The sequence below is a fragment of the Bacillus sp. Marseille-P3661 genome, assembly GCF_900240995.1.
GTDB lineage: Bacteria > Bacillota > Bacilli > Bacillales > Bacillaceae_J > OESV01.
Genome location: NZ_LT965954.1, coordinates 528,587 through 552,184, shown reverse-complemented (window position 1 = coordinate 552,184; position 23,598 = coordinate 528,587). Strand labels below are relative to the sequence as shown.

Here is a 23,598-nt window from a genome sequence, read left to right as displayed (position 1 = left end):
TACAGGCTTAAATAATTTTTGCTAAAGATAGAACAAATTGTATACCTTGATTAATGAAAAGATCCGCACTTATCTCAGTTTGGTAATCAGGTTAAGCACCCAATCTGATAAATAAATAGACGGAAAAATTCCTCTTAATAAGTAACGATTTATTAAAATGGCTTAAATAGAGGGAGAGATTCCGCCTATTAACCCGAAAAATACGAAAATAGGAGATTTTGCTTTGCATAATCGGAAAATCTCCCCTTATTTACCCCAAAAACGAGCTCCATTCTCATCTAACCGGAAAATCTCCTCTTATTTCACTTTTACTGGTTACTCGATAGTGGTCAACACAGCTTTTAAAAGGAAGTGAGTTTTATCTTGAAAATCCAAGAGAATCTTATTTTGATGGATTACTTTATATCGACTTATTTGCTCAACTAATCTACTTCGTTAGCGTTTAAGTACAATCTTTCACATACCCTTAGTTATTTTAACACAAATTACCAATATGCCTTGAATAATGTTTATAGGTTCGAATATTCAGTTAGATCTTAGCACACAAAAAACAAAATAATCAGCAACTGTTTAACACACCTTTAAACATGTGTGCAAAAATTATTGTACGCTTGCGAATTGGTGTAATAAAAAAGGTGATAATTCGTATGTTGAATTGTAAATTTTATCCATAGATGTTGTTTATCAACGAAAAAAAGAGGTGCGAATTCGTATGCTAATCCTACCTCTAAAATCTATGTTATTTACTGTTTTCTCCCTGTCAACCGAACCCCCTTGTTACACGGCTAAGGAGTTTTTTTCTTTGTTTCTGTTAGTTGACTTTAGATCATTCTAAGATTTTTATATTCGATTGATCTACACTCATGTTCGTATTGGAACCTTACGAATCAATTATGTTACGAAGTCTTGAATGTTCACTAAAGGTAATGTTAAAACAGCACCTAAACCTAAATATTCTTTTGGAATAATTAGACTTTTTAATGCTATTTATAGGCTCCTAACGTGACCAGTGGATAATGGCTTACATATAACAGTTAGTAAAGGAATTCAAAGGAGGTAGCATATGAAAATTCGTAAGGCTATCATTCCTGCAGCCGGCCTTGGGACTCGATTTTTGCCTGCTACTAAAGCGCAACCAAAGGAAATGCTACCGATTGTTGATAAACCAACGATTCAATATATTGTTGAAGAAGCTGTTGCCTCTGGGATAGAGGATCTTATTATCATCATCGGCAGAGGGAAAAGGTCAATTGAGGACCATTTTGATAAATCATATGAACTAGAAGATGTGCTATTAAGGAAAGAACAACTGGAACTACTAAAAGAGATACAAAAAATATCAAGCTTATTAAATATTTATTATGTTCGGCAAAAAGAACCAAAGGGGCTGGGCCATGCCATACTTTGTGCTAAAAGTTTTATTGGCAATGAGCCTTTTGCTGTTTTATTAGGAGATGATATTGTGATGTCTGAGACACCTTGTTTAAAACAAATGTTGGATGTTTTTGCTCGTTATAATAATTCTTTAGTTGCTGTTCAAAGAGTAATGGAAAGAGATGTAAGTAAATATGGAATTATAAAACCAAAAAAGTCAATGGTTGAACCGAATCTTTACTATATTGATTCTATGGTTGAAAAGCCAAGTAATAAAAATGCTCCTTCGAATTATGCAATTATGGGGCGGTATCTATTGAGTCCTGAAATATTTGAGATTTTAGAGAATTCAACACCTCGAAAAGACAATGAACTTCAACTTACTGATGCATTGAATGAGTTAAATAAGCGGCAATCTATTTTAGCATATAATTTTGAAGGAACTCGTTATGATATTGGCGATAAAGTGGGATACATTAAGGCAACTATAGATGTCGCTTTACAAAGAGATGATATAAAAGGTGAAATACTCGATTATTTAAAAAACGTAATGGAGAAAGAAAATCTTCAGCAAATTAAAAGGAAGTTTGATTAATATGAAGATAGCTATATTAGGAGCGGGTTATGTTGGGTTGTCTACTGGTGTTGTTTTGGCTGAAATTGGGCATTTTGTACATTGTATTGATTTGGATCATGAGAAGATTAAGAAATTGAATAATGGAATATCACCAATTTATGAACCGGGATTGGAAGACCTGCTATTTAAGAACATACATGCTGGGAGATTAAAATTTACAATCTCACATCTGGATGGTTTAAAAGATAAGGAGATTATAATTATTGCAGTCGGTACTCCACAAAGACATGATGGAGCAGCCGATCTTTCATATCTTGAACAAGCCGCTAAAGATATTTCCACTCATCTCTCAAAGGATACGATTGTTGCAATAAAGAGTACAGTCCCTGTTGGTACAAATGAAAAGATTAAAGAAATTTTCAATGACCAATTAAAAAATAAAAATATTAATGTACAGATGATTTCTAACCCTGAATTTCTAAGACAAGGATCTGCAATCATGGATACAATGCAAGCAGATCGAATTATCATTGGAGCCGATAATAGAGATGCTGCAAAGAAAATAAGAGAAATGTATCGTCCGTTAAATGTCCCAGTTTTACTAACTAGTATTAAAAGTGCCGAAATGATAAAGTATGCATCCAATGCTTTTTTGGCAACTAAAATAAGTTATATTAATGAAATCGCTAACTTATGTGAGGCGGTAGGAGCAGATGTTGAGGATGTAGCAAAGGGAATGGGAAAGGATTTAAGAATTGGTGAGGCTTTTTTACGAGCGGGTATTGGTTACGGTGGGTCTTGCTTTCCAAAAGATGTTAAGGCATTGATTCATACAGCAGCATTACATGGACTAGATTTTTCTTTGCTAAAGGACACTATTGAAATTAATGATTATCAACGAGAACTTATTGTGTTAAAAGCGTTAAAGCGATTTGGTGAATTAAAAGGGAAAAAAATTGCAATGTTAGGGCTAGCTTTCAAGCCGGAAACAGATGATATGAGGGAAGCCCCTTCGATACCAATCGCACACTCTTTGGTCAGGCAGGGTGCAGAAGTTGTAGCATATGACCCAGTTGCCAACGAAAATGCAAAGAAAGTAATAGGCAATGTAATTCGCTATGAAGATTCTATTCAGACAGCTATAAAAAATGCAGATGCAGTGTTTATTATTACTGAGTGGAATGAAATCAAACAAATCAAACTTACGGAGTTAACCAAATTTATGAAACAACCGATTGTATTTGATGGCAGAAATTGTTTTGAAGAAGATAGAGTTAGAGAATGTGAGAATATAGAATATTATCCTGTTGGAAGACCAGCTATTATAAAAAAATGAGGTAGTAGTAAAATTAAATTGAGTACACTTATTATAATGGAGAAGTTCCGTTAAATATTGATTGGAAAAATTACTATCAAATCAAATGTTAATTATAGGCATTTTTTGAATTTTATAGGAGAACACATGACAATTATTAGTACGTCATGTGTTTTTTTATACGAATTTTGAGCAATGGGTAAGGTCAAGGAGAGCTAGGCCAGCGTTCCCAAATTATAGTAAACACCAAAATGGCATAGCTTGCCAAAAAATCTTGAAAGTGTCCAGGTTCATAGCCTTACGATTAAAATAACCTTCAGCACAAATTGTTGAAAAGCGTTCAATACTGGCGAAAGACCACTACGAAAGAGACAAATTCGGACAGGGCATGCACAAATCAAGTAGTTCGAGTCCGGCGCACAGGATGTTCTTGTACCGACGTTGCCACAGGACGTAGCAGTTTTAGTCGGTGCTTTCCTGTCGAGGCTAACACAGGCGTTTCTGCTTTTCTATTTGTCCAGCTACAGTCGATAGCCCTACGAGTCAAATAACCTTCCTCCTCGGGAAGTCTATCGACTTCTTCGTCGGAAGAACATTTTCCTGTAGGGCTGACCAATCGACTTTCGCTTTTCTATTTGTCCAGCTACAGCGCCTAGCCCCTCGGGGTCAAATAACCTTCCGCGGAATGAGACGAAAAGCGCGTCTCATATCCGCGAAAGAACATTTTCCTGTCGGGGCTTACACAGGCGCTTTCGCATTTCAACTAATCATCAAAGGTTCTGAATTTTTCGGGTACTTTTGGCATGGTTGATGGTACCGAAATTGTTTCCATTTCAGGATAACGCAGTGCAGTAAGGCTTCCGCCAAATACACAGCCGGTATCTATATTCCATGTTTTATTTATTTTTCGAGGATGCTCTACTGGAGTATGGCCATAGATAATCCAACTCTCTCCAAAATAGTTTTTTGCCCAATCACGGCGGACGGGAGTACCATCAGGATTTGTTTCACCAGTAATATCACCATATAATACAAATGTTTTTACTTTTTTACTGGACTTGCCAATATAATCATGTTTAATTCCAGCATGTGCTACTACTAAGTTACCTTCATCTAATTGAAGATAAAGAGGGGCCTTTTCGAATAGTTTCATAAAATGTGATTGAACCTTTGCTTGTTCTTTTGACGTTAGACCTTCATATTCTGCCACTGTTGTTTCTAATCCGTGTTTTATTTGAACGTTTCTCCCCAAAAAATATCTGTATAACTTGTCACAATGATTACCTGGAGTATAATATGCTTGTTTTTTCTCAATGACTAGCGTATAGACTAGCTCCATTACTTTTATTGACTCAGGTCCTCGATCAGTCAAATCACCAACAAAGACTAACTTTCGGCCCTGTGGATGAATAGGAGTCCCATTCATCCATTTATAGCCTAACGTGTTTGTTAGAGCTACAAATTCTTCATAACAGCCATGAATGTCACCAATAATATCAAACATATTAGCACGTCCACCTCGCCATTTTAATCTCCAAACATATACTTTCTTGTTCGGGAACGGACATTTAAGACAATGCCAACAGCGATCATACTAGTTAGTAGTGAGCTACCACCATAACTTATAAAAGGAAGGGTAAGTCCTGTAATTGGCATTAACTGAATTGTCATGCCTATATTTTGAAACACTTGGAAGGTAATCATACCAATAACACCAGTACATAAATAACTTCCATATGGATCATGGCTTTCTAGAGCAGCATGTACCATTCGATAAATCAGCAGGAAAAACAACGAAATTACGATACTTGCTCCAACAAATCCAAATTGTTCCCCAATAACAGCAAATATAAAGTCGGTGTGAGCTTCAGGAAAATAGACTTGACCATTCATCAGTCCTTTACCTTGTAATTGGCCTGATCCGATAGCTAGTAAAGATTTCACTAGTTGGAATCCAAAATTACTGGAATATTCCTCTGGCGCTAACCATCCATAAAAACGGTTCATTTGATGATCTTTCAAAATATAAGTTGTAATAAACGTCGGGTTTTTAAAATAAATAAAAACGAGTGAAGCAATAAATAGAGAGACAGTAAATACAAGTGTAAAAATAACCCGCCAACGAATGCCAGCAACTAAAAGTAGCGAACCAACAATTGCAACAATTACAATAGACGTACCTAAATCTGGTTGTTTTAATAGCAACAATAAAGGGACCATTGAGGTTAAAGCAAACTTACCAATTAGTAAATAATCATCTTTTAGTGTCCGATCAGGATGTGTTTCATTATGCTTTACAATAATTTGACTAAGAACCAAAATCAAAAAGATTTTCATCAATTCAGAAGGTTGAAAGTTACCAATAACAGGAAGAACATACCAGCTGACCGCTCCATTGATAGTAGGTGCAATTTTCGATGGACCTAATACTTCTAAGCCCAGTAAAAGCATGATTCCAAATCCATATAAATACCAAGCTAAATTTTTAAATCGATCAAAGTCAACAATCATCGTCCCTACGATTGCTATGAATCCAATGAAGTACCATAGTACTTGTTTACCTGCAAAATTAACATTTTGTAATTTAACAGGTAATGAGGGTGTAGTGCTATAGATAGCGAATACACTAATACACCCTAGTGCAATAATTATTAAAATTAAAGAAATATCTATCTTCTGATAAGGAGCTTTATCCTTTTCCATTTCCATGATGTATTAAATTCCTTTCTAGACTAATCCTTAAAGATTCTATGATGTTCTTTTAAAAATACTACATATAGGCTAAATAAGGATAGTAATTATCATTTATATCCTTTATAATCTTATCGAAATTTATCTAAAATGAAAACCATGAACGATTAATTTATCGTTTGACAAACTTTGGTTGAGCATTTACGATTATTAAGGTTTTTTACTATACAGCACCCTTTATTACTTATATTGGCAAGGCGTAATCAGAAGTTATTTTACAAAATAGGTAAGCAAGTGGAAGATGATTACTGCATTTCTGTAATTATTATCCTGAAAAAGGAGGGGAAACCACATGCCAGATTCTAAAAAGACATTGGATGAACAATATGAAAAGTTAGTTAATGATGCGATCTCAAATCATGATATGGATGCTTTTCGGGCGGAATTTCTTGAAGTCCATCCATATGATCAAGCAAAATTCTTTGTCAAGCAAGAGAAAGATGTTAGAATACAAATTACTTCCTATTTGTCCCCATCAGAAATGGCCGAAATATTCCAAAATTTGGAGATCGAATCTCAAGAAGAAGTCCTTCAAGAGATGGAACCGTCCTTCGTTGCTGATATGCTAGCACAAATGTATGCAGACGACGCTGTTGACGTGTTAAATGAGCTTGAAAAGGATCAGGTTGTCAGTTATTTAACAATAATGGATGATGATGCAGCTCAAGAAATTAAAGATTTGCTCCATTATGAAGAAAAAACAGCTGGAAGTATTATGACAACAGAGTTTGTTGCTATTTCAGCTAATCAAACGATTGAAAATGCAATGAAAATTCTAAAATCAAAAGCCCCGGACGCAGAAACAATCTACTATATATATGTCATTGATGATCAAAAGCGACTTGTTGGTGTAATCTCATTACGTGATTTAATTGTAGCAGATTATCATAAACTAATCTCAGAATTAATGAATGATCGTGTTGTCTCCGTTTCTGTTGGTGATGACCAAGAAGATGTTGCAAAGATGATGAAGGATTATGACTTTTTAGCCCTCCCAGTTGTCGATTTCCAAAAACATCTTTTAGGTATAATCACAGTCGATGACATCATCGATGTTATGGAGGAGGAGGCATCTGATGATTATTCAAAATTAGCTGCAGTCCCCGATATTGACAGTACTGATTATTCATCATTTTCAGCCGCACGTAAAAGGCTTCCATGGTTAATTGTTTTATTATTTTTAGGAATGTTTACTGCTAGCTTAATCGGTAGATTTGAAGAAACTTTGAATAAAGTATCTATATTAGCTGTTTTTATTCCTTTAATCGCAGGTATGGCTGGAAATACAGGAACACAAGCACTTGCTGTAGCTGTGCGCGGTATTGCAACAGGTGAAATAGCTAATGGCAGAAAGTTAAAAATTTTAAAAAAGGAAATAGGTACAGGGATAATAGTTGGTCTAACATGTGGTACGTTAGTTATGATAACTGTAAATATCTGGCAACACAATCTAATGTTAGGTGTTTTAGTGGGGATTTCAATTTTTGTGACATTAACTGTATCCACATTAGCTGGGGCCTTGGTTCCAATTATTATGCATCGTTTTAATATCGATCCTGCAGTTGCTTCCGGTCCTTTTATTACCACAATCAATGATATTATTAGTATTTTGATTTATTTTGGCTTAGCAACCGTATTAATGAATTATTTAATATGAATTATTAAATAATGTACTTATAAGCTTTCCAATATACATCACCGAAAAGTGCTAATTCGTAATAAATAATTATGGTATTAGAATATAAAATAAAAAGAGAGAGGTGAGTAGATGGAAGGACATGCATCGGTAACTTCCCTTGTCATTGTTATTTTAGCAGCTTTTCTTACTCCTATTGTTCTTCATCGCTTAAGGTTAAACATTATTCCAGTCGTTGTGGCTGAAATTATTGTGGGTATGATAATTGGCGAAAGTGGATTTAATCTTGTTCAACCAGACATGTGGCTGGAAACTTTATCATTATTAGGATTTATCTTTTTAATGTTTTTGAGTGGGGTAGAAATTGATTTTTCAGCATTTGCAGGTGGAAAAAAGAAGAAAAAGAATGGGCCTAATCCATTTTTAATATCGTCTCTTTATTTTGTTGGTATATTTGTTTTATCTTATTTATTATCTCTTGCTTTTGTCTGGGGCGGATTTATTGATAATGCTTTGTTAATGACACTGATTATTTCTACAATTTCCTTAGGCGTAGTTGTCCCAACGCTAAAAGATGCACAACTTATGAAAACAAATATCGGCCAAACTATTTTATTAGTTGCAGTTATCGCTGATTTAGTAACGATGATACTGTTGGCAGTATTTGTTTCTTTATATGGTGAAGGTCATGGGAATATGTGGTTATTACTTATTCTGTTTGTAGTGGGGCTCCTTCTATATTTCCTTGGCAAATATTTTAGACATCAATCGTTTCTGGAAACAATGTCAAAAGGGACGATCCAGATTGATACGAGAGCCATTTTCGCTCTAATTATATTTCTAGTTGCATTATCTGAAACAGTGGGTGCCGAAAATATCCTTGGCGCGTTTTTAGCAGGTGTGCTTGTTTCGCTATTATCACCTAATCCTGATATGGTGCATAAACTTGATTCTTTTGGCTATGGATTTTTAATACCAATCTTTTTTGTTATGATTGGGGTAGAACTTAATTTATGGGAACTAGTAGAAGAACCAAAAGTTTTGTTACTTATACCGCTATTGCTGATAGCATTATTCATATCAAAAGTTATACCGGCACTTGTTATGAAAAAGTGGTATGATTGGCAAACTGTCTTAGCTACCAGTTTTATATTGACTTCTACATTATCACTTGTAATTGCCGCAGCGCATATTGGTGAACGCATGGAAGTGATATCCGAACAAGTCTCAGGTGCGTTAATATTGGTTGCTGTAATTTCTTGTATTGTTTCACCAATTGCATTCCGCAAACTGTTCCCAAAACAAGAAACTACAGTACAGCGTGCAAAAGTGGCATTTATTGGTGCAAATACAATGACTCTTCCTGTTTCAAGGGAGTTGGATGTGGATCATTATGACGCAGAGATTTATCATCTAAAGCAGGAGAAAATAGATAATGATGTTTCCTCGTCTTTATTTAAAATTATTGAGGTAAGTGATTACTCAATTGAAACTCTTGAAAAGCTAAAGGTTTTTGAAGCAGATATTCTAGTTGTATCTACCGGGAAAGAGGAAACCAATAGTAGCATTGCTATTTTTGCTAAAGAACAATATGGAACTGACAGGGTGATTGCACGAGTTGAAACACCGGAATTAGAAAGGTCATTACGAGAACTACAAATTGATGTATTTTCTGTTTTCCTTTCAACTAAGACGTTACTTAAAGCGCTTATCGAATCACCTAGTGTTATGAATTTATTAACGAAGGAAGAAAGTGCTTTATATCAAATAAATATGAATAATCCAAAATATCATGGTATCCTTTTACGGAACTTTCCTTTTACGGGAGATGTGATCATGGTACGAATATTTAGAGGTAAAGATTCAATTGTTCCGCATGGCGATACGGAATTAAATGTAAATGACCGTTTAATTGTAACAGGTTCTAAAGAATATGTTGAAGAATTGAGGATGCTGTTTGAACATAGTGAGTGGTATTAAGTAGGTAGATTCCCCATTGGTGTTATTAGACCAATGGGCTTTTTTATATTTATAATACAAGAACGCATAGCGTATAGAAGGATTTTGCTTTAGGCAGAGAGAATATTGTATGGTATAATCAAAATTATAGCACTTGGTACTAATATCTTGTACTAGGTTTAAAAGGAGGAAATATAATGTTATCTTTACAAGGGCGGACATATGTTGTAATGGGTGTAGCGAATAAAAGAAGTATTGCTTGGGGTATTGCACAATCACTACATAATGCTGGGGCAAGGCTAGTTTTTACATATGCTGGTGAACGACTAGAAAAGAGTGTACGTGAATTGACAGAAACATTGGAACGCAATGATTCAATAGTATTACCTTGTGATGTTACAAGTGATGAAGATATAGAGAAAGCATTTATGCAAATTAAGGAAGAAGTAGGTACTATTCATGGCATTGCCCATTGTATTGCATTTGCTCATAAGGAAGAGTTAAAAGGTGACTATATGAACACTACACGCGATGGTTTTCTGTTAGCTCATAATATTAGCTCATATTCATTAACTGCAGTGGCTAAGGTTGCAAAAGACTTAATGACTGAAGGCGGCAGCATTGTAACTCTAACATATCTAGGCGGCGAACGAGTTATGACAAATTACAACGTAATGGGTGTAGCAAAGGCTTCGCTTGATGCTAGTGTCCGTTATTTAGCTAGCGATCTTGGGAAACATGGAATAAGAGTGAATTCAATTTCCGCAGGCCCAATCCGCACCCTATCTGCAAAAGGTATTAGTGATTTTAATGTTATTCTGAAGGATATTGAGGAAAGATCACCTTTACGCCGTACAACAACTCCTGAAGAAGTCGGAGACACTGCACTGTACTTATTCAGCGATCTTTCAAGAGGTGTTACTGGAGAAAATATACACGTTGACTCTGGTTATCATATTATTGGTTACTAAAATAAAAAACAACGCTTCAATTTTAACAGGTTTACTTCAGAGGTGCAAACATTGTAAAACACATAGGAAAGCGCACTTGAATTCACTTTATAATTCACAGTGCGTTTTTTATTGATTTATAAACATGTTGGCGAATTTTAATAACTTATCGTCTCCTAATTCACATAGTAAATCACAGGGTATGAAATAATTATTGGAGGGCCTTGATTTTGCGATTTAGTATGTAGATTATAATTGAGTAATCAGAGTTATTAATAATAAGCGGAGATTTTTCGGTTAAACAGCAGGATAGAGCTTGGTTTGGGGTATATAAGCGGAGATTTTCCGATTAAGCAAAGCAAAGGTACCCATTTTTACGTTTTTCGAGTAAATAGGCGGAATCTTTCTGTCTATTTAAGCTATTTTCAGTGCTATTTCCTAATTAAGCGAAATTTCTCCGCTTATATATCAAACTCGCTTTGGCATCTAATGAAATTGGACAACTTACGGGTTGTTTCGGGAAAAAATGAAAATTAAAAAGGGCTTAGAGATATTGCATCTCTAAGCCTTTTTACTGTGAAGTTTATGTGATTAGCTATTTGATTCGGTCTGCGATTTACCGTTTTGCACCTCACAAGTAAACCCGTTAGCTTCAATTTGGGCGTTGTTTTTTGTATTTTGCTCAAATGCACTTAGTTAGAAAACGAGAATCATTTACAGTGTTCATGTAGAAAGAAGGCTAATTGTAAAGAAGATAAAATTTAAAAGTAAAAAATGGGCACATTACCATAATAGTTGCATAAGATAGGTACGAGAATAACTTAGGGAGGGAGGAATAGTTATGGGAAAAAAATTTGCAGGTACAATTAATAGGCCACTATTATATATTACACAACCAGCCTATACTGAAACAAAAGCAAAAATGCAACATAGTTATGTTTCTAGACCTATAATAAAATATTCTGAAGAGACCCCATTTTCAGCACATGACAGGCAAAACTCAGAAATTGATAAGAAAGAATCAGTGGAATTGCAAGTAGCTCCTGAATCTGAAACAACTTCTCTTACTACAAAAGCACTGCCAGTACCTGAATCTGAAACAACTTCATCTCTTCAACCAGTATTACATTCAGTTGAATCTGAATCGTCGCCTACATTGGATACTCAAAAACATAAAGGTAACATTGAACCAACTAGACCCGCTAAATCACGGATACATTCCTTTAATAAAATTCAAACAATTAGAGCTCCTAAACAGGAGATACAATCAACTACCGAAGATGCAATACCTAACTATACTGGATCAGTACCTGATCCAATTAAACTAGTGTTACCGGTAATTTCAACTGAAACAAATGAGTCTACTGAAACAAACATGTCTACTGAAAAAAATGTAGACGAAGTACAAACAACTCTAAGGAAGTCAGTTGTAACTGGAATAATTAAAAACAGCTTTGAAATGGGTAACAATGCTAAGAAAAAAGTAAAAAAGGTAGAAAAACCTATTGGGCAAGTTGAGAATCAGGTTAAGTCTCTTGATATTGAAGAGATAGAAAATCCTGGCAACAAGGATGTAGTTGCAACTATTAATGAAGGTAACGAGGATACTGTTGAGACTGAAGTAATTGAGGTTCAGAAACCGAGACCATTTAGAGAATTGAATATTCAGGAGAAGGTTGAGTATTTGCTAGATGTTCCAGCAGTATTACCAAAAGTAAAGTGTGAATTTCAAACGAAGGAAGAAACCCATATTGGAGTTGTTGAAGGTTTTAAAAATGGAATTGTTCAAATAATAAGAAACACTAAACCCAATCGTATTCAAATTAACTTGGAGGATATCATTTCAATAAATAGAGTGAGCTTTTAAAGAGGACTAAAGTAGTCCTCTCTTTTTACGTTTAGAAAGTATAAATTTTTAAGAATTAAAGTAAAAGACATCGTAAATTGCCATTTTGGGCAAGTAGTGTGTTTTGTGTATCAGGCATGTTCATCAGCAAGACAGTGAAAATCGATTATGGGCATTGAATTTGCGAACCCAATAGCTAGCCAACATCCAACTTTTTAGGGAACAATGTTCGGAAAACAGGAAACCCAAATATAGTGTGGAGCTATCTTAGTGCAATCTCCATGATATGAGAACAATATTGAATATAAAAAAAGACACTAATTGACCGTATCGAGGATGCAAAGATCTTAACCGTGCCTCCTACTCGATTCTAATTTTCTTAACCAAAAATATATCCTAGACAATCTGTATCTCTTTAGTCGTATACCAATAATTGAGTTTATCAGATTGCTCACTAGACTATAGCTGAATTTTTAGTAAATAGGTCTTTATATTAAACCATTTGTTACTAGGGTACATATACATAAAGTACAGCTATACCTTAAGTACAAATGACTATATAGGAGGAACTTAAAAATGTATGGAAAAAAAGGTTATTCTTATTTATCTTCAATAATTGGAAAAGAAGTTAGAGTTTTTAAAGGGGGACCTGAAGCTTCCCATGGTAAATTAGTAGGGGCTAGACCGGACTTCTTTACTCTTCTTAGTGGGAAAGATGAAGTTATTTATTATCAAACACAACATATTAAGAGTGTAATCGAAAACTCACAAACAAATATGATCTCAATTGTACCTGAAACTTTACTGGTGGCTGACGATTTTCATAAATTATTAAGTAATTTAGTAGGACAATTGATTCGAATAAACCGAGGTGGGCCAGAGTCCAGGAAAGGAGCACTATTATATGTAACCGAAGATTACCTTGCACTCGAAACACATAAGGATGAAGTTATTTATTACAGCATAGAGCATATTAAAAGCGTAAGCATAAAGCTAGAGGAATTAGGCAAAGTAAATATTAAGGATAAAAAAGGTAAAGATAAAGGGAAAGACAAAGATAAAGACAAAGATAAAGACAAAGGAAAAGGTGAAGAAGGAAAAGCGGAAAGCAAAGAAGAAAGCAAAGAAGAAAGCCAAGAAGAAGGAAAAGAAGAAAGCAAAGAAGAAGGAAATAATAAAGGCAAAGAAAAGGGTGAAAACAAGGAAAAAGAAAAAAAACACAGACACAGTAACAAGTCAAACTTTATCCAAGTTGATGATTTAGATGAGTTATTTGATGAAATGTTATATAGTTTTGTAACTATTAATCGTGGGGGCCCTGAGAAGGTAGAAGGAGTATTAGTTAATACGGATGGAAGTTTATTGACTTTAGTTATTCACCACGACGTATTTAGAATTAGTAAATATCATATCAAGAGCATTAGCCAAAAAATAAAAAATGATAGCAATAATGAAGAACAGGAAAATAAACAGCAAAACAGTGGTGTTAGTTCTTTAGCATTAGCCAAAAAGCAAAACCGTGATAAGAAAAAAAGGAGATCATAAATTCAACCACTTGAAATGAGTGCATTGAAAAGAACTTCAGTGCACTCATTTCAAGTAAAAAATTTTTAGGGGAGGAGTATCATGGATATATTTTTAATAGTTCTATTTTCAGGAGCAGTATTTTATTCACTACTAATACCCCCGATTAAAGAGGGCCCAATTCATAAAATAAACATGGAAAAGAATCTAGAGCAAGAAGTTATAGCTAATAAAGAAGTGAAGTCTAATGTCTAGTTTTATGACGACGTTTATGATGGTTGTGTTTTGTTCTACAGTTCTATTCATAATGTGGAGACCAAAAGGTATAAATGAGACTATTCCAACAGCAATTGGGGCAGCTTTGATATTAATGGTTGGAATTGTACCTATAACAGACTTAAAGGTAATAGCTGGAATTATTAGCGGAGCTACAATTACAATATTATCGACAATTATAATGTCGATAATATTAGATAGTATCGGTTTCTTTAAATGGGTTGCATTAAACATAATAAAAAAATCACGCGGTTCAGGAGTGTTACTTTATTTCTATATTATATTATTGTGTTTTTTAATGACGATGTTCTTCAACAATGATGGCAGCATATTAATTACTACTCCTATCATTATTAGGATATTAACATTATTAAATTTAAAGATGCATCAAAAAATTCCTTACCTCATATCAGGTGCATTAATTGCTACTGCAGCTAGCGCCCCTATTGCTGTAAGTAATATAGCAAATTTAATAGCATTGAAAATTGTTGGACTTAACTTGAATGACTATGTAAAGATGATGTTTGTCCCTTCAATGGTGGGAATTATGACAATAACGTTCCTATTATTCTATTACTTTAGAAGTGACATTCCAAAGAAGATTGGTATCAATCATCAAGTGAAAAGCTCCTATTCTCCATCATTACACCCACTAATAACGCCACAGAAAACTATTGAAGTAGACTGGAAACTATTAAAAATTTGTATGTTAATTATTGTAGTGACAAGGGGAAGCTTTTTCCTCCTTTCTCCATTTGGTATCCCGATTGAATGGCTTGCAATTTTAGGTGCAGTAATTCTAGTATTCGTCAGATGGTATCACACCCGTGAAGGTGTGACAGATATTATAAAAAAGACACCTTGGCACATTTTAATATTCGCATTCAGTATGTATGTATTAGTTTATGGCCTCAGAAACATTGGATTCAATTCACTATTGGTTGAGTGGCTTAAAGAATGGATCACTAGCCATCATTTGAATGCAAGTCTAATAATGGGCTTACTATTAACAATTATGTCCAATCTATTTAATAATCTACCTGCGGTGATGATAGGTACCTTAACATTGACTGACATGGGTTTGGATGTACCCACATTACAAATTGCATATTTAGCAAATGTAATTGGTAGTGATATTGGAGCGTTACTTACTCCAGTAGGAACCCTTGCAACATTAATTTGGATGTTTTTGTTACGGCAACATGGAATAAAGATTTCTTGGAGAAGCTACATTAAAGTTACAATTATGGTTATTCCAATAGGGTTGATAGTAAGTTTACTAGGGCTATACTTTTGGATAAATTGGTTATTTTACTAGGGAAGAAGGGAGAAATTTGAATTTACTTGATAGTTATTTAAAAGAACAGGTAGTTGTAGAAATTTCAGGTAATCTAATACTCAATGGAATACTGGTGGATAAAGGGTCAGATCTTATTGTTCTATTTGATGGTACAAATTATTTGTATATACCACTAATGCATATTCAAAAAATAAAAAAAGTTGATCAAGAAGATGATCAAATTTCAATAGATTTATCTCAAGGATCACAAATTGATAATTTAAATGAAACATTATCAATTCGGAAAATATTGAATAACGCTAGAGGTGTATTTTCTGAAATAGTTGTTGCAAAAAAGCAACCAATACATGGGTATGTTGTAAGTATTATGAACAATTATTTTGTCTTTTATTCACCAGTTTTTAAAACAATGTACATTTCCTTGCACCATTTAAAATGGTTAACTCCATATAATCAACAAATTTCACCATATGCACTCAATAAAGAATACCTACCAGTTAATCCAACTAGAATCCCTCTTGCAAGAACATTAGAGGAACAACTTAAAAAATTAATAAATCACATGGTTGTATTCGATCTGGGACGGGATAATCAAAAAATTGGACAATTAAAAGCAATTGATGATAGCATCATTGAGTTGATTACAGCAAGACAGATAAAAACATATATAAATGTACGGCATATTAAAACCGTACATTTACCATAATGAGGGGAAAATCTCCCCTCATTGTTTTATGGTATATACTTTAAGAAAGTATAATTTCTTTAAGGGAATAAAGAATAAGAAAAAACATCGTAATTTGCCATTGTAGGCAAATTACGTGTTTTTCTAATTAATTTAATGCTACAGCTGGTAAACATGTAATTGCACAGAAACAGCTAAGATCAACTGTTATACAAATGCCTGTGGCTACAAGATCATCTAATTCCTGATTGTTAATTTGATCGCATGGATCCATTTCGTCCTTATCCTTACCGCCACCGCCTTTGCCATTATTGTCACCATCAGCAAATGCTAATAATTCTAATAGTGCGCAGCAATCTTCATCAACAGATTTCACACGGAACAAAAAGCTTTCTACGCATTCGAATTTAATATTGTTGTTATTTCCATTTCTTCTATTGTTTTGGAAGTCAACCCCGAATGCCTTGAACGGTTTGCAACCATCACAATAAAGGATGAATGGTACAGTGTCAAGATCATTTGATGCAGGAGATAGTAATTTATCAATAGATCTATCACAACTTACATCACAACAATTATCCATAACATCATTTTGAGCATCAGCAATTGCTCTTACAACATCACAAACACAATTTCCGGTAGAGTGTTTACCTTTTCCACAACTCATATCCATAATCATCTCCTTGAGAATTTTTATCTAATTGACTATCGTCCCTAACAGAATATGTATGGGTGAATGATATGTGTGGGCAATCGTCTAAATTTTTATGTAAAATACCTACTAATTTTATCTTTAAGTAGGAATTCCTATTAAAAAATGCGAGCCGACAATTATTCGTGGGAAAAATTCACTTCATATTTATTAGCAAATAATTGTCCATGCTCGCATTTCCATGTACTAACATAATATGCTACTAGGTCAATAGACTTAGGTTATACAGTTCTTTTGTGGTTCTAACCTATAGAGGAATAATTTGTTGGATTTACATTCCTACAAACTCTTTACGAGATGAGAAGTTTAATTGTTGCACGTTAAAAGGTGGAAAACATGCAATGCTTGAAAAATTTTCAAGTTCAATTGTTAAGCATGCACCAGTTGCTACAAAGCCATCAAAGGCGTCACTATGATTACATTTTTTCTTGTTATCGGGGAAAAAAGGTTTACCATTTTTTGTAGGTAATAATAACTCTACAATAGCACAGCAATGAGATCCATCTACAAAATTTTTAACGCGCAAATAAGGGCTGCAGATTGTTTTAAAACAACCTTTAAATGAAACAACGCCTTCTGCCCAAAATATCCCATTACATGCATAATCTAAGGTAAATGGGATTGTGTTAGCTGTATGCATACCTGCAGGATTTAGCAGCTGTTGTATTGATTTCTCACAACTAACCTTGCAACAATTACCTTGATCAATTTGATCTTGTGCATCTGCAATCTTTCTGACAATCTCACAAACACAATTTTTATCATCGTGCTTGTTATCGTGATCATGATGATGGTCATGATGATGATCATGATGATGGTGGTTGTGGCGATGGTGATGTTTTTTACAAGATGAACACATAAAATATCTCTCCTTTAAATGACTTGGCTGGATACTCCGCCTCTTTTATAGACTATGCATGTATTGTTTACATGTATGGATAGTTGTCCTAGGGGATAATTTTTTATTTAAGTACAAGAGTTTGTTATATATTACTTTTAATTATAAAGTCACTTTAAGGGAGTTTTTAAAGAACCCCATTGAGCTAATTGAATAGTATGTATGTAGTAGTTCACAAGCATATAAATTGTTAAAAATTATTCGGCATTAGCTGTTATTTGTGTTTGCAATTATAAATTAAGAGCATTTCTTCAATTCAAGCTCTTGGAATGTTTTAATTGGAGAGTGAAAGATGGATACAATTATAATTATTGAAACGACGAAGTCCGGTTCAAGTAGAGATGCAATAAAAGCTATAAATCGTATGGGGTATTTTACAGTCCTCATAACAGAACGCAAGCAATTCATCTCTCAACGAAAGGAATTTCCTGAGGTTCATCAAATGATCTATGTCAAAAAAGTCGATAAAGAAACTATTCAGGAAGAAGTAAAAAAGGTATTAAAACAGGGGAAAAAGGTTAGAGGAATTATAAGTTTTGTAGATCCGTTTGTTTCATTAGCTGCTAATTTGTGTAATGAGTGGTGTCAAACGAAGATATCAGCTGAGCAATTGGAAATAATGGAAGATAAAATAAAAACACGAGAATATCTAAAAGACAATAGTTCATCCCCATTTTTCGGTGTGGTGGAACGATCACAATCATTAGATAATTTATTAAAAATGAGTAACATTACGTTTCCTTTTGTTGTAAAATCTCCTGTTTCAAAGGCATCCAAAGACGTTTATCTTGTTCAAAATGAACAAGAATTCAATAAAGCTGTAAAAGCAATTAGAAACGAATATCCTAGTCAAGAAATATTATTTGAAGAATACTTAGTTGGTCCACAATACTTAGTTGAAGTTATGGTAATAGAAGGAAATATCAACATTGTAGCTATTGTGGAACAAGAAATAACAAAGAAAAGGAAATTTATTGTGACTGGATACTCAGTATGTCTAAGGATGGAAGAAAAATTATTTAATTCTATTTTTTGTGCTGTAGAATCGGTCATTAATGATCTAGGGGTAGTAAATGCTGCTTGTCATTTAGAAATGAGATATGTAAATGGTATATGGAAATTAATTGAAATTAATCCGCGGATTTCGGGCGGAGCCATGAATAGTATGATTGAAGAGGCCTATGGTATTAATTTAGTTGAGCAGACTGTGTTGCATTATCTTGGCAAACAAGTCACACTCGAGAAAAAATTTAAAACCTTTATTTATACTCATTATATAACGATTGAATCATATGGAAGATTGTTAAAAGTAACAGGTAAAAATAGAGCTTCTAAGATGGCTGGAGTTCGGGAAGTTTATATAAAGCCGCGTAAAGGAGCCTATATGACACCGCCAATTTCAATGGGCCATCGTTATGGTTATGTAATGGCATCTGGTGAATCTCCCGAGATTGCAAAGGAAAACGCACAGGAAGCAGCTAAGGAAATAAAATTTTATTTAGAACCTGTTTTATAGGAGTGAAAGTTATGACTTCAATTGGTATGTTACATTATCGAAAACATCCTGATTCAATTATGAAAGCTTATGCTTGTGCAGCAGTCGCAAAAATGGAAGGAGTTCATTTTTTCTTTTTTTCACCAGGAAAGGTAAATTTCGAAAAAGAAACAATACTGGGCTATGTTTTTGAAGAAGGAACCTGGCGGGAGAAGGATCAACCGTTTCCGGATGTAATCTTTAACGCCACACCAATGAAAACACCATTTCAAAAAGAAGTATATAGACGCCTGAAAAAAAAGATACCTTTTACAAGCTACCCTATTGGCAATAAAATGAAAGTATTTAAAATAATTAGCACGATTTCGGAGTTCTCCCACTTTTTAATTCCGTCTATGAAGGTTAAAGATTGTAAGCAAGTTTTGCAACAAATAACTGATAATCAAAGAGTAGTGATGAAACCACTTAAAGGTAATCAAGGCAAACAGGTTTTTTTTATAGAGAAGAACAATAATTTGTTTGAAGTAATCGAAGGCGAAAATACAAAAACTTTAGACGAAAATATGTTCAATAATTTTATAGACCAATTAATTAATGAAAAATCATTTTTAGTTCAACCGTATATCTCTTGTAAAACAAAGAATGGATTTCCTTATGATTTTCGAATTCATGTGCAAAAAAATGGAACGGGCCAATGGGGAATAACTCTTATCTATCCTAGGATTGGATCCAAAGCAGGGATCATTAGCAACATAAGTCAGGGAGGGTATATTGCTAAACTTGAAAGTTTTTTAGAAAAGGAGTTTGGTATCGAAGGTTATGATATTCAGCAAAGTTTGGAACAATTTGCTATCCGCTTTTCAGAACACTTTGACAAAATGTATAAAAAACCATTAGATGAATTAGGAATTGATATAGGGATTGACGAAAATAAAAAGCTTTGGATTTACGAAGTGAATTGGCGTCCAGGTTATATATATCGAGAACTTGAAGCTGCTATGAATACAATTCCATATGCTGTTTACCTTGCATCCGAAAATCAAGGCTAAGTGCCTATTTGTTGTTTATTTTATCACCATTGTAAAATTATAGAAATAAAATAGTACAAACGGAAGGAGGTCGGTGTTGAATGGGGAATCGAGAGCGGGACCCATTAGGTTGCATTTGTTTTGAACTCGAACAAGTTCTTTATGAACAAAATCAAATTTCTGGTAGTGAATTTCAATATGTATCTAATCCATTTGGTATGGATACGATTCCATTGATTCTTTATCATTCTAGTAATTGTCATAAGCCATTTAAAGCTAGTTGTTTTAATAATGATAATTGTCTTACTTCAATGTTCTTTCGTATCGAACATTTAGATTTAGATACTTGTTGTGCTGTGTTTTCTTTATTAAAGCCTGTTGATATGGATGGCTGTCAAGTTGACTGTGATGATTTATATACATTGGTAAAAACCGGTTGTTGTATTAAAGTGGATTTAAGTTGTATTTTTGCTTTTACCCCTCTCCCACCTAAAATAGTTAACAGAGCGTTGCCAATTATTGAACCAAAATGTTAATATCAAATTTATAATAAGGAAATAAATTAAAATGAGAAACAGGACTCTGTTTCCAAATAAAGTAGCGAGCACAAATATGTGCTCGCTTTTTTAGTGTGCCAGGCATGTCCATCAACTAGGCGTTGAAAGTCCGCTATGGGCGTTGGGATATGAGAACCATTAGCCGAAGGAAGGGTGTCCATGGTGACGTGGAATCTGAAGGAAGCCCTAGGCAAACTCTCGGTCTGAGGTACACGAATCACATTTGAGGTCGATTGTTTCAGGACGAGTTTGCTAACCAAAATGAAGTCCGAATATCCCCAGATGAAACCGAGATAAAAGTGGCAGATATATGAGAGGAAAGTGGATGGACTTACGTGGGATATTTCTTAGGTAACTTGATGAAAGAACCTATTCTGTGATGAATAGGTGAACTAAGGGAAGTCATCAGAAGTCATAGTATTAGTCGAAAGACTAAACGAAAGGAGCGACTTTACTAGAGGTCTTTACAAGAGAACAAGGACACAGCCAACAATACTGACTAAAAGAAGTGCTGATTGCTCGGAAAGTAGGAAGCCTTCATATAGAGTGGAGTTTTACTTGTGCAATCCTCCATTGCATAGAAACAATATGAAATCAACATTAATTGTTGGAAAAGAAAACTTGGCATTCCTACTATATTAGACAGAATTATCTAAAAAGCTATTACCCAAAAGCTTACGCCTATCTTTGAAAAGCAATTTAGTCCATATAGTTACGTTTTTAGACCGAAGAAAAGTGCTCATGACGACAATTTCGTAGTCGACATCGACCTTGAGAAATTCTTTGATAAAGTTCAACACGATAAATTAATGTCACTGATAGCTAATACCATTACAGATAAGCCACAATGAAGCTAATTTGTAGATATCTATATGCCGGAGTAATGGAAAATGGAGTAGTACAGTAAACCGAGAGGGCACAACTCAAGGAGGACCATTAAGTCCGTTACTGAGTAATATCATCCTTAACGAATTAGACAAGGAATTGGAAAAGAGAGGGCTGCACTACGACCGCTATGCAGACGATTGTGTGCCACGAAAGCTACCTAAGTGTGCGTAAGCACACTTAGGAGCTATTCTAAACCGCCCTATGGTGCCTTATGGTCAAAAGCTATGGTATTGAGCGTTAGGGAAAGGGTAGAGCTAGACTCTGTCAGGTACGTGTTAAGGAGACGAAAACCATTGAACCGCTGAGAAAGTATCGAAATGTAGAGGTTTCATCAAAACTGAAGGGGAGTCGTTAACTCAGGATAAGTTCGGAGGAAACCTGTTTACTGTCCGTTCTGTGACCGGTATAAAGGCGGCGTGAACTTAACACAGGCTTTTGTGTGGAACGTGGGAACCTACGACAAGGATGCCAAGGGAGAGATTTCAAGTGGAGATCCCAAGAGAATCAGAGTACCAATACCATGTATAGGGGCGGAATAACCCGTAGTAGTAATGAAACCTCCTAACGGAGGTGGAGCAAAGGGGTTATGTTAGTCAGTTTTATAAACAAGTCAACCATAAAAATGGGAGGAACTTATGAATAAAACAAAGCCATATCAGATATCTAAGAACAAAGTATATGAAGCCTTTTTGAGAGTTAAAGCAAACAAAAGGGTAGCCGGAATTGATGAAGAATCAATACTAGCGTATGAATTAAACTTAAAAGATAATCTCTACAAACTGTGGAACCGAATGTCTTCGGGAAGTTATTTTCCACCAGCAGTTAAAGCTGTAGAAATACCTAAGAAGACTGGGGGTACTAGAACACTAGGAATACCAACAGTAGGAGATAGAGTTGTACAAATGGTAGTTAAATTATGTTTGGAACCATTAGTGGACTCTTTCTTTCATGAGGACTCCTATGGATATAGACCCGGGAAAAGTGCAATTCAGGTACTAGAAGTCACATCACTAAATAAGAGATTGAACGAATGTAAACTTGAGCTCCATCTAACCAAAACAAAAATTGTATACTGTAAGGATGCAGATAGAAAAGGAAAGAATGAAAACATAACTTTTAATTTTCTAGGGTACACGTTCAGACCAAGGCTCTCAAAAAATAGATGGGGTAAACATTTTGTGAACATCCCCATGCCATCAGCAGTAAATCAAAGAGATCAATTCGACAAAAGGTAAGAAATTGGAAACTTCAACTAAAAGCGGATAAAGATATATTTTCGACCTGTCCAATATGTTCAACTCTAATATTCGAGGCTGGAATAATTACTATGGAAAGTTCTACAAATCTGAAAGGTATTCTGCCTTAAGGCATATTAACAAAGCCTTAAAGTAAATGAGGAGAAAAGCGCTGTGGGAAAGCTGAGCGTACGTGTATTCTTAGGCATGAGTTTTTACCGAAAGAAAACAAGAATATACGTGCCAATGAAATCGAAGTTAAGGTTTGAGGAGAAAATTAAGAAACTCACAAATCGAATTTGGTGAGTAAGTATGGAACATCGTATTCGAAAGATTAATGAATTAATCCAAGGATGGGGAATTACTTCAAGATCGGTGATATCAAGAAGTACTCTTCCAGAATCGATGGCAGTATTAGACATAGACTAAGAGCATGTCGTTGGAAGGAATGGAAAAAGGTCAAAATTTAAATACCGAAACCTAATGAAACTTGGAATTTTTAAAGAGGAAGCATGGAAAAAACGCCAACACCCGTAAGGGTTATTGGCGTATGTCCAAAAGTCCTATTATGGATTCCGCTTTAAATAATCAA

At 34.6% G+C, this 23,598-nt stretch carries 20 protein-coding genes and 1 pseudogene; 17 read left to right on the top strand and 4 right to left on the bottom strand.

What is annotated here, in order from left to right:
* The first annotated feature begins 1,063 nt into the window (after positions 1–1,063).
* Both galU and C1724_RS13680 read left to right on the top strand, forming a co-directional pair.
* Entirely contained in the window at positions 1,064–1,969 is a 906-nt protein-coding gene (gene galU, locus C1724_RS13685; protein ID WP_102347317.1) for a UTP--glucose-1-phosphate uridylyltransferase GalU, read from the top strand.
* 1 nt (position 1,970) lies between these two features.
* Positions 1,971–3,287: a UDP-glucose dehydrogenase family protein gene (locus C1724_RS13680; protein ID WP_102347316.1), complete on the top strand. Its 1,317-nt coding sequence runs from the start codon at positions 1,971–1,973 to the stop codon at positions 3,285–3,287.
* A 742-nt stretch (positions 3,288–4,029) separates the two neighbouring features.
* On the opposite strand, the gene prpE is transcribed toward C1724_RS13680, so the two are convergent.
* A complete protein-coding gene (gene prpE / locus C1724_RS13675) occupies positions 4,030–4,770 on the bottom strand; it encodes a bis(5'-nucleosyl)-tetraphosphatase PrpE (protein ID WP_102347315.1) in 741 nt (246 codons plus the stop codon).
* A 23-nt stretch (positions 4,771–4,793) separates the two neighbouring features.
* The gene (locus C1724_RS13670) at positions 4,794–5,969 is read right to left on the bottom strand and encodes an FtsW/RodA/SpoVE family cell cycle protein (protein ID WP_102347933.1); all 1,176 of its coding nucleotides are present in this window, start codon (positions 5,967–5,969) and stop codon (positions 4,794–4,796) included.
* Positions 5,970–6,309: 340 nt separating this feature from the next.
* Between C1724_RS13670 and mgtE the strand changes: the two genes are divergently transcribed.
* The 8 genes from mgtE to C1724_RS13630 all read left to right on the top strand — a co-directional run bounded on the left by mgtE (position 6,310) and on the right by C1724_RS13630 (position 16,214).
* Complete coding sequence (mgtE, locus tag C1724_RS13665) at positions 6,310–7,674, top strand: magnesium transporter (RefSeq protein ID WP_102347314.1); 1,365 nt, start codon at positions 6,310–6,312, stop codon at positions 7,672–7,674.
* 111 nt (positions 7,675–7,785) lie between these two features.
* Entirely contained in the window at positions 7,786–9,633 is a 1,848-nt protein-coding gene (locus C1724_RS13660; RefSeq protein ID WP_102347313.1) for a monovalent cation:proton antiporter family protein, read from the top strand.
* Between the two features lie 176 nt (positions 9,634–9,809).
* A complete protein-coding gene (gene fabI / locus C1724_RS13655; protein ID WP_374703453.1) occupies positions 9,810–10,583 on the top strand; it encodes an enoyl-ACP reductase FabI in 774 nt (257 codons plus the stop codon).
* 820 nt (positions 10,584–11,403) lie between these two features.
* On the top strand, positions 11,404–12,429 hold the full coding sequence (locus C1724_RS13650; RefSeq protein ID WP_102347311.1) for a CotO family spore coat protein: 1,026 nt from the start codon (positions 11,404–11,406) through the stop codon (positions 12,427–12,429).
* Between the two features lie 555 nt (positions 12,430–12,984).
* Positions 12,985–13,953 carry a hypothetical protein gene (locus C1724_RS25660; RefSeq protein ID WP_180994273.1) on the top strand — a complete coding sequence of 323 codons (969 nt, stop codon included), beginning with the start codon at positions 12,985–12,987 and terminating at the stop codon, positions 13,951–13,953.
* An 81-nt stretch (positions 13,954–14,034) separates the two neighbouring features.
* Positions 14,035–14,187 carry a hypothetical protein gene (locus C1724_RS25655; protein ID WP_180994272.1) on the top strand — a complete coding sequence of 51 codons (153 nt, stop codon included), beginning with the start codon at positions 14,035–14,037 and terminating at the stop codon, positions 14,185–14,187.
* Positions 14,180–15,526 (top strand): arsenic transporter, encoded by a 1,347-nt coding sequence (locus tag C1724_RS13635; RefSeq protein ID WP_102347308.1) that lies wholly within the window; start codon positions 14,180–14,182, stop codon positions 15,524–15,526. The genes C1724_RS25655 and C1724_RS13635 overlap by 8 nt, the downstream gene beginning before the upstream one ends.
* Positions 15,527–15,542: 16 nt before the next feature.
* A complete protein-coding gene (locus tag C1724_RS13630) occupies positions 15,543–16,214 on the top strand; it encodes a DUF2642 domain-containing protein (RefSeq protein WP_102347307.1) in 672 nt (223 codons plus the stop codon).
* Between the two features lie 127 nt (positions 16,215–16,341).
* Here C1724_RS13630 and C1724_RS13625 read toward each other — a convergent pair whose 3' ends face one another.
* Positions 16,342–16,860 (bottom strand): CotY/CotZ family spore coat protein, encoded by a 519-nt coding sequence (locus tag C1724_RS13625; RefSeq protein WP_102347932.1) that lies wholly within the window; start codon positions 16,858–16,860, stop codon positions 16,342–16,344.
* 316 nt (positions 16,861–17,176) lie between these two features.
* A complete protein-coding gene (locus C1724_RS13620) occupies positions 17,177–17,764 on the bottom strand; it encodes a CotY/CotZ family spore coat protein (protein WP_102347306.1) in 588 nt (195 codons plus the stop codon).
* Between the two features lie 331 nt (positions 17,765–18,095).
* Between C1724_RS13620 and C1724_RS13615 the strand changes: the two genes are divergently transcribed.
* The 7 genes and pseudogenes from C1724_RS13615 (at position 18,096) to C1724_RS26100 (ending at position 23,476) form a co-directional block, all read left to right on the top strand.
* The gene (locus tag C1724_RS13615) at positions 18,096–19,319 is read left to right on the top strand and encodes an ATP-grasp domain-containing protein (RefSeq protein WP_102347305.1); all 1,224 of its coding nucleotides are present in this window, start codon (positions 18,096–18,098) and stop codon (positions 19,317–19,319) included.
* A gap of 11 nt (positions 19,320–19,330) precedes the next feature.
* The gene (locus C1724_RS13610) at positions 19,331–20,347 is read left to right on the top strand and encodes a YheC/YheD family endospore coat-associated protein (protein ID WP_102347304.1); all 1,017 of its coding nucleotides are present in this window, start codon (positions 19,331–19,333) and stop codon (positions 20,345–20,347) included.
* Between the two features lie 80 nt (positions 20,348–20,427).
* On the top strand, positions 20,428–20,862 hold the full coding sequence (locus tag C1724_RS13605) for a CotY/CotZ family spore coat protein (RefSeq protein WP_102347303.1): 435 nt from the start codon (positions 20,428–20,430) through the stop codon (positions 20,860–20,862).
* A gap of 635 nt (positions 20,863–21,497) precedes the next feature.
* Positions 21,498–21,912 (top strand): annotated as a pseudogene (locus C1724_RS13600) (reverse transcriptase domain-containing protein); the annotation flags it as partial.
* A gap of 494 nt (positions 21,913–22,406) precedes the next feature.
* Positions 22,407–23,006: a reverse transcriptase domain-containing protein gene (locus C1724_RS13595; protein ID WP_258000395.1), complete on the top strand. Its 600-nt coding sequence runs from the start codon at positions 22,407–22,409 to the stop codon at positions 23,004–23,006.
* Positions 23,007–23,061: 55 nt separating this feature from the next.
* A complete protein-coding gene (locus C1724_RS26105) occupies positions 23,062–23,163 on the top strand; it encodes a group II intron maturase-specific domain-containing protein (protein ID WP_258000394.1) in 102 nt (33 codons plus the stop codon).
* A gap of 244 nt (positions 23,164–23,407) precedes the next feature.
* Positions 23,408–23,476 (top strand): hypothetical protein, encoded by a 69-nt coding sequence (locus C1724_RS26100; RefSeq protein WP_258000435.1) that lies wholly within the window; start codon positions 23,408–23,410, stop codon positions 23,474–23,476.
* Positions 23,477–23,598: the final 122 nt, after the last annotated feature.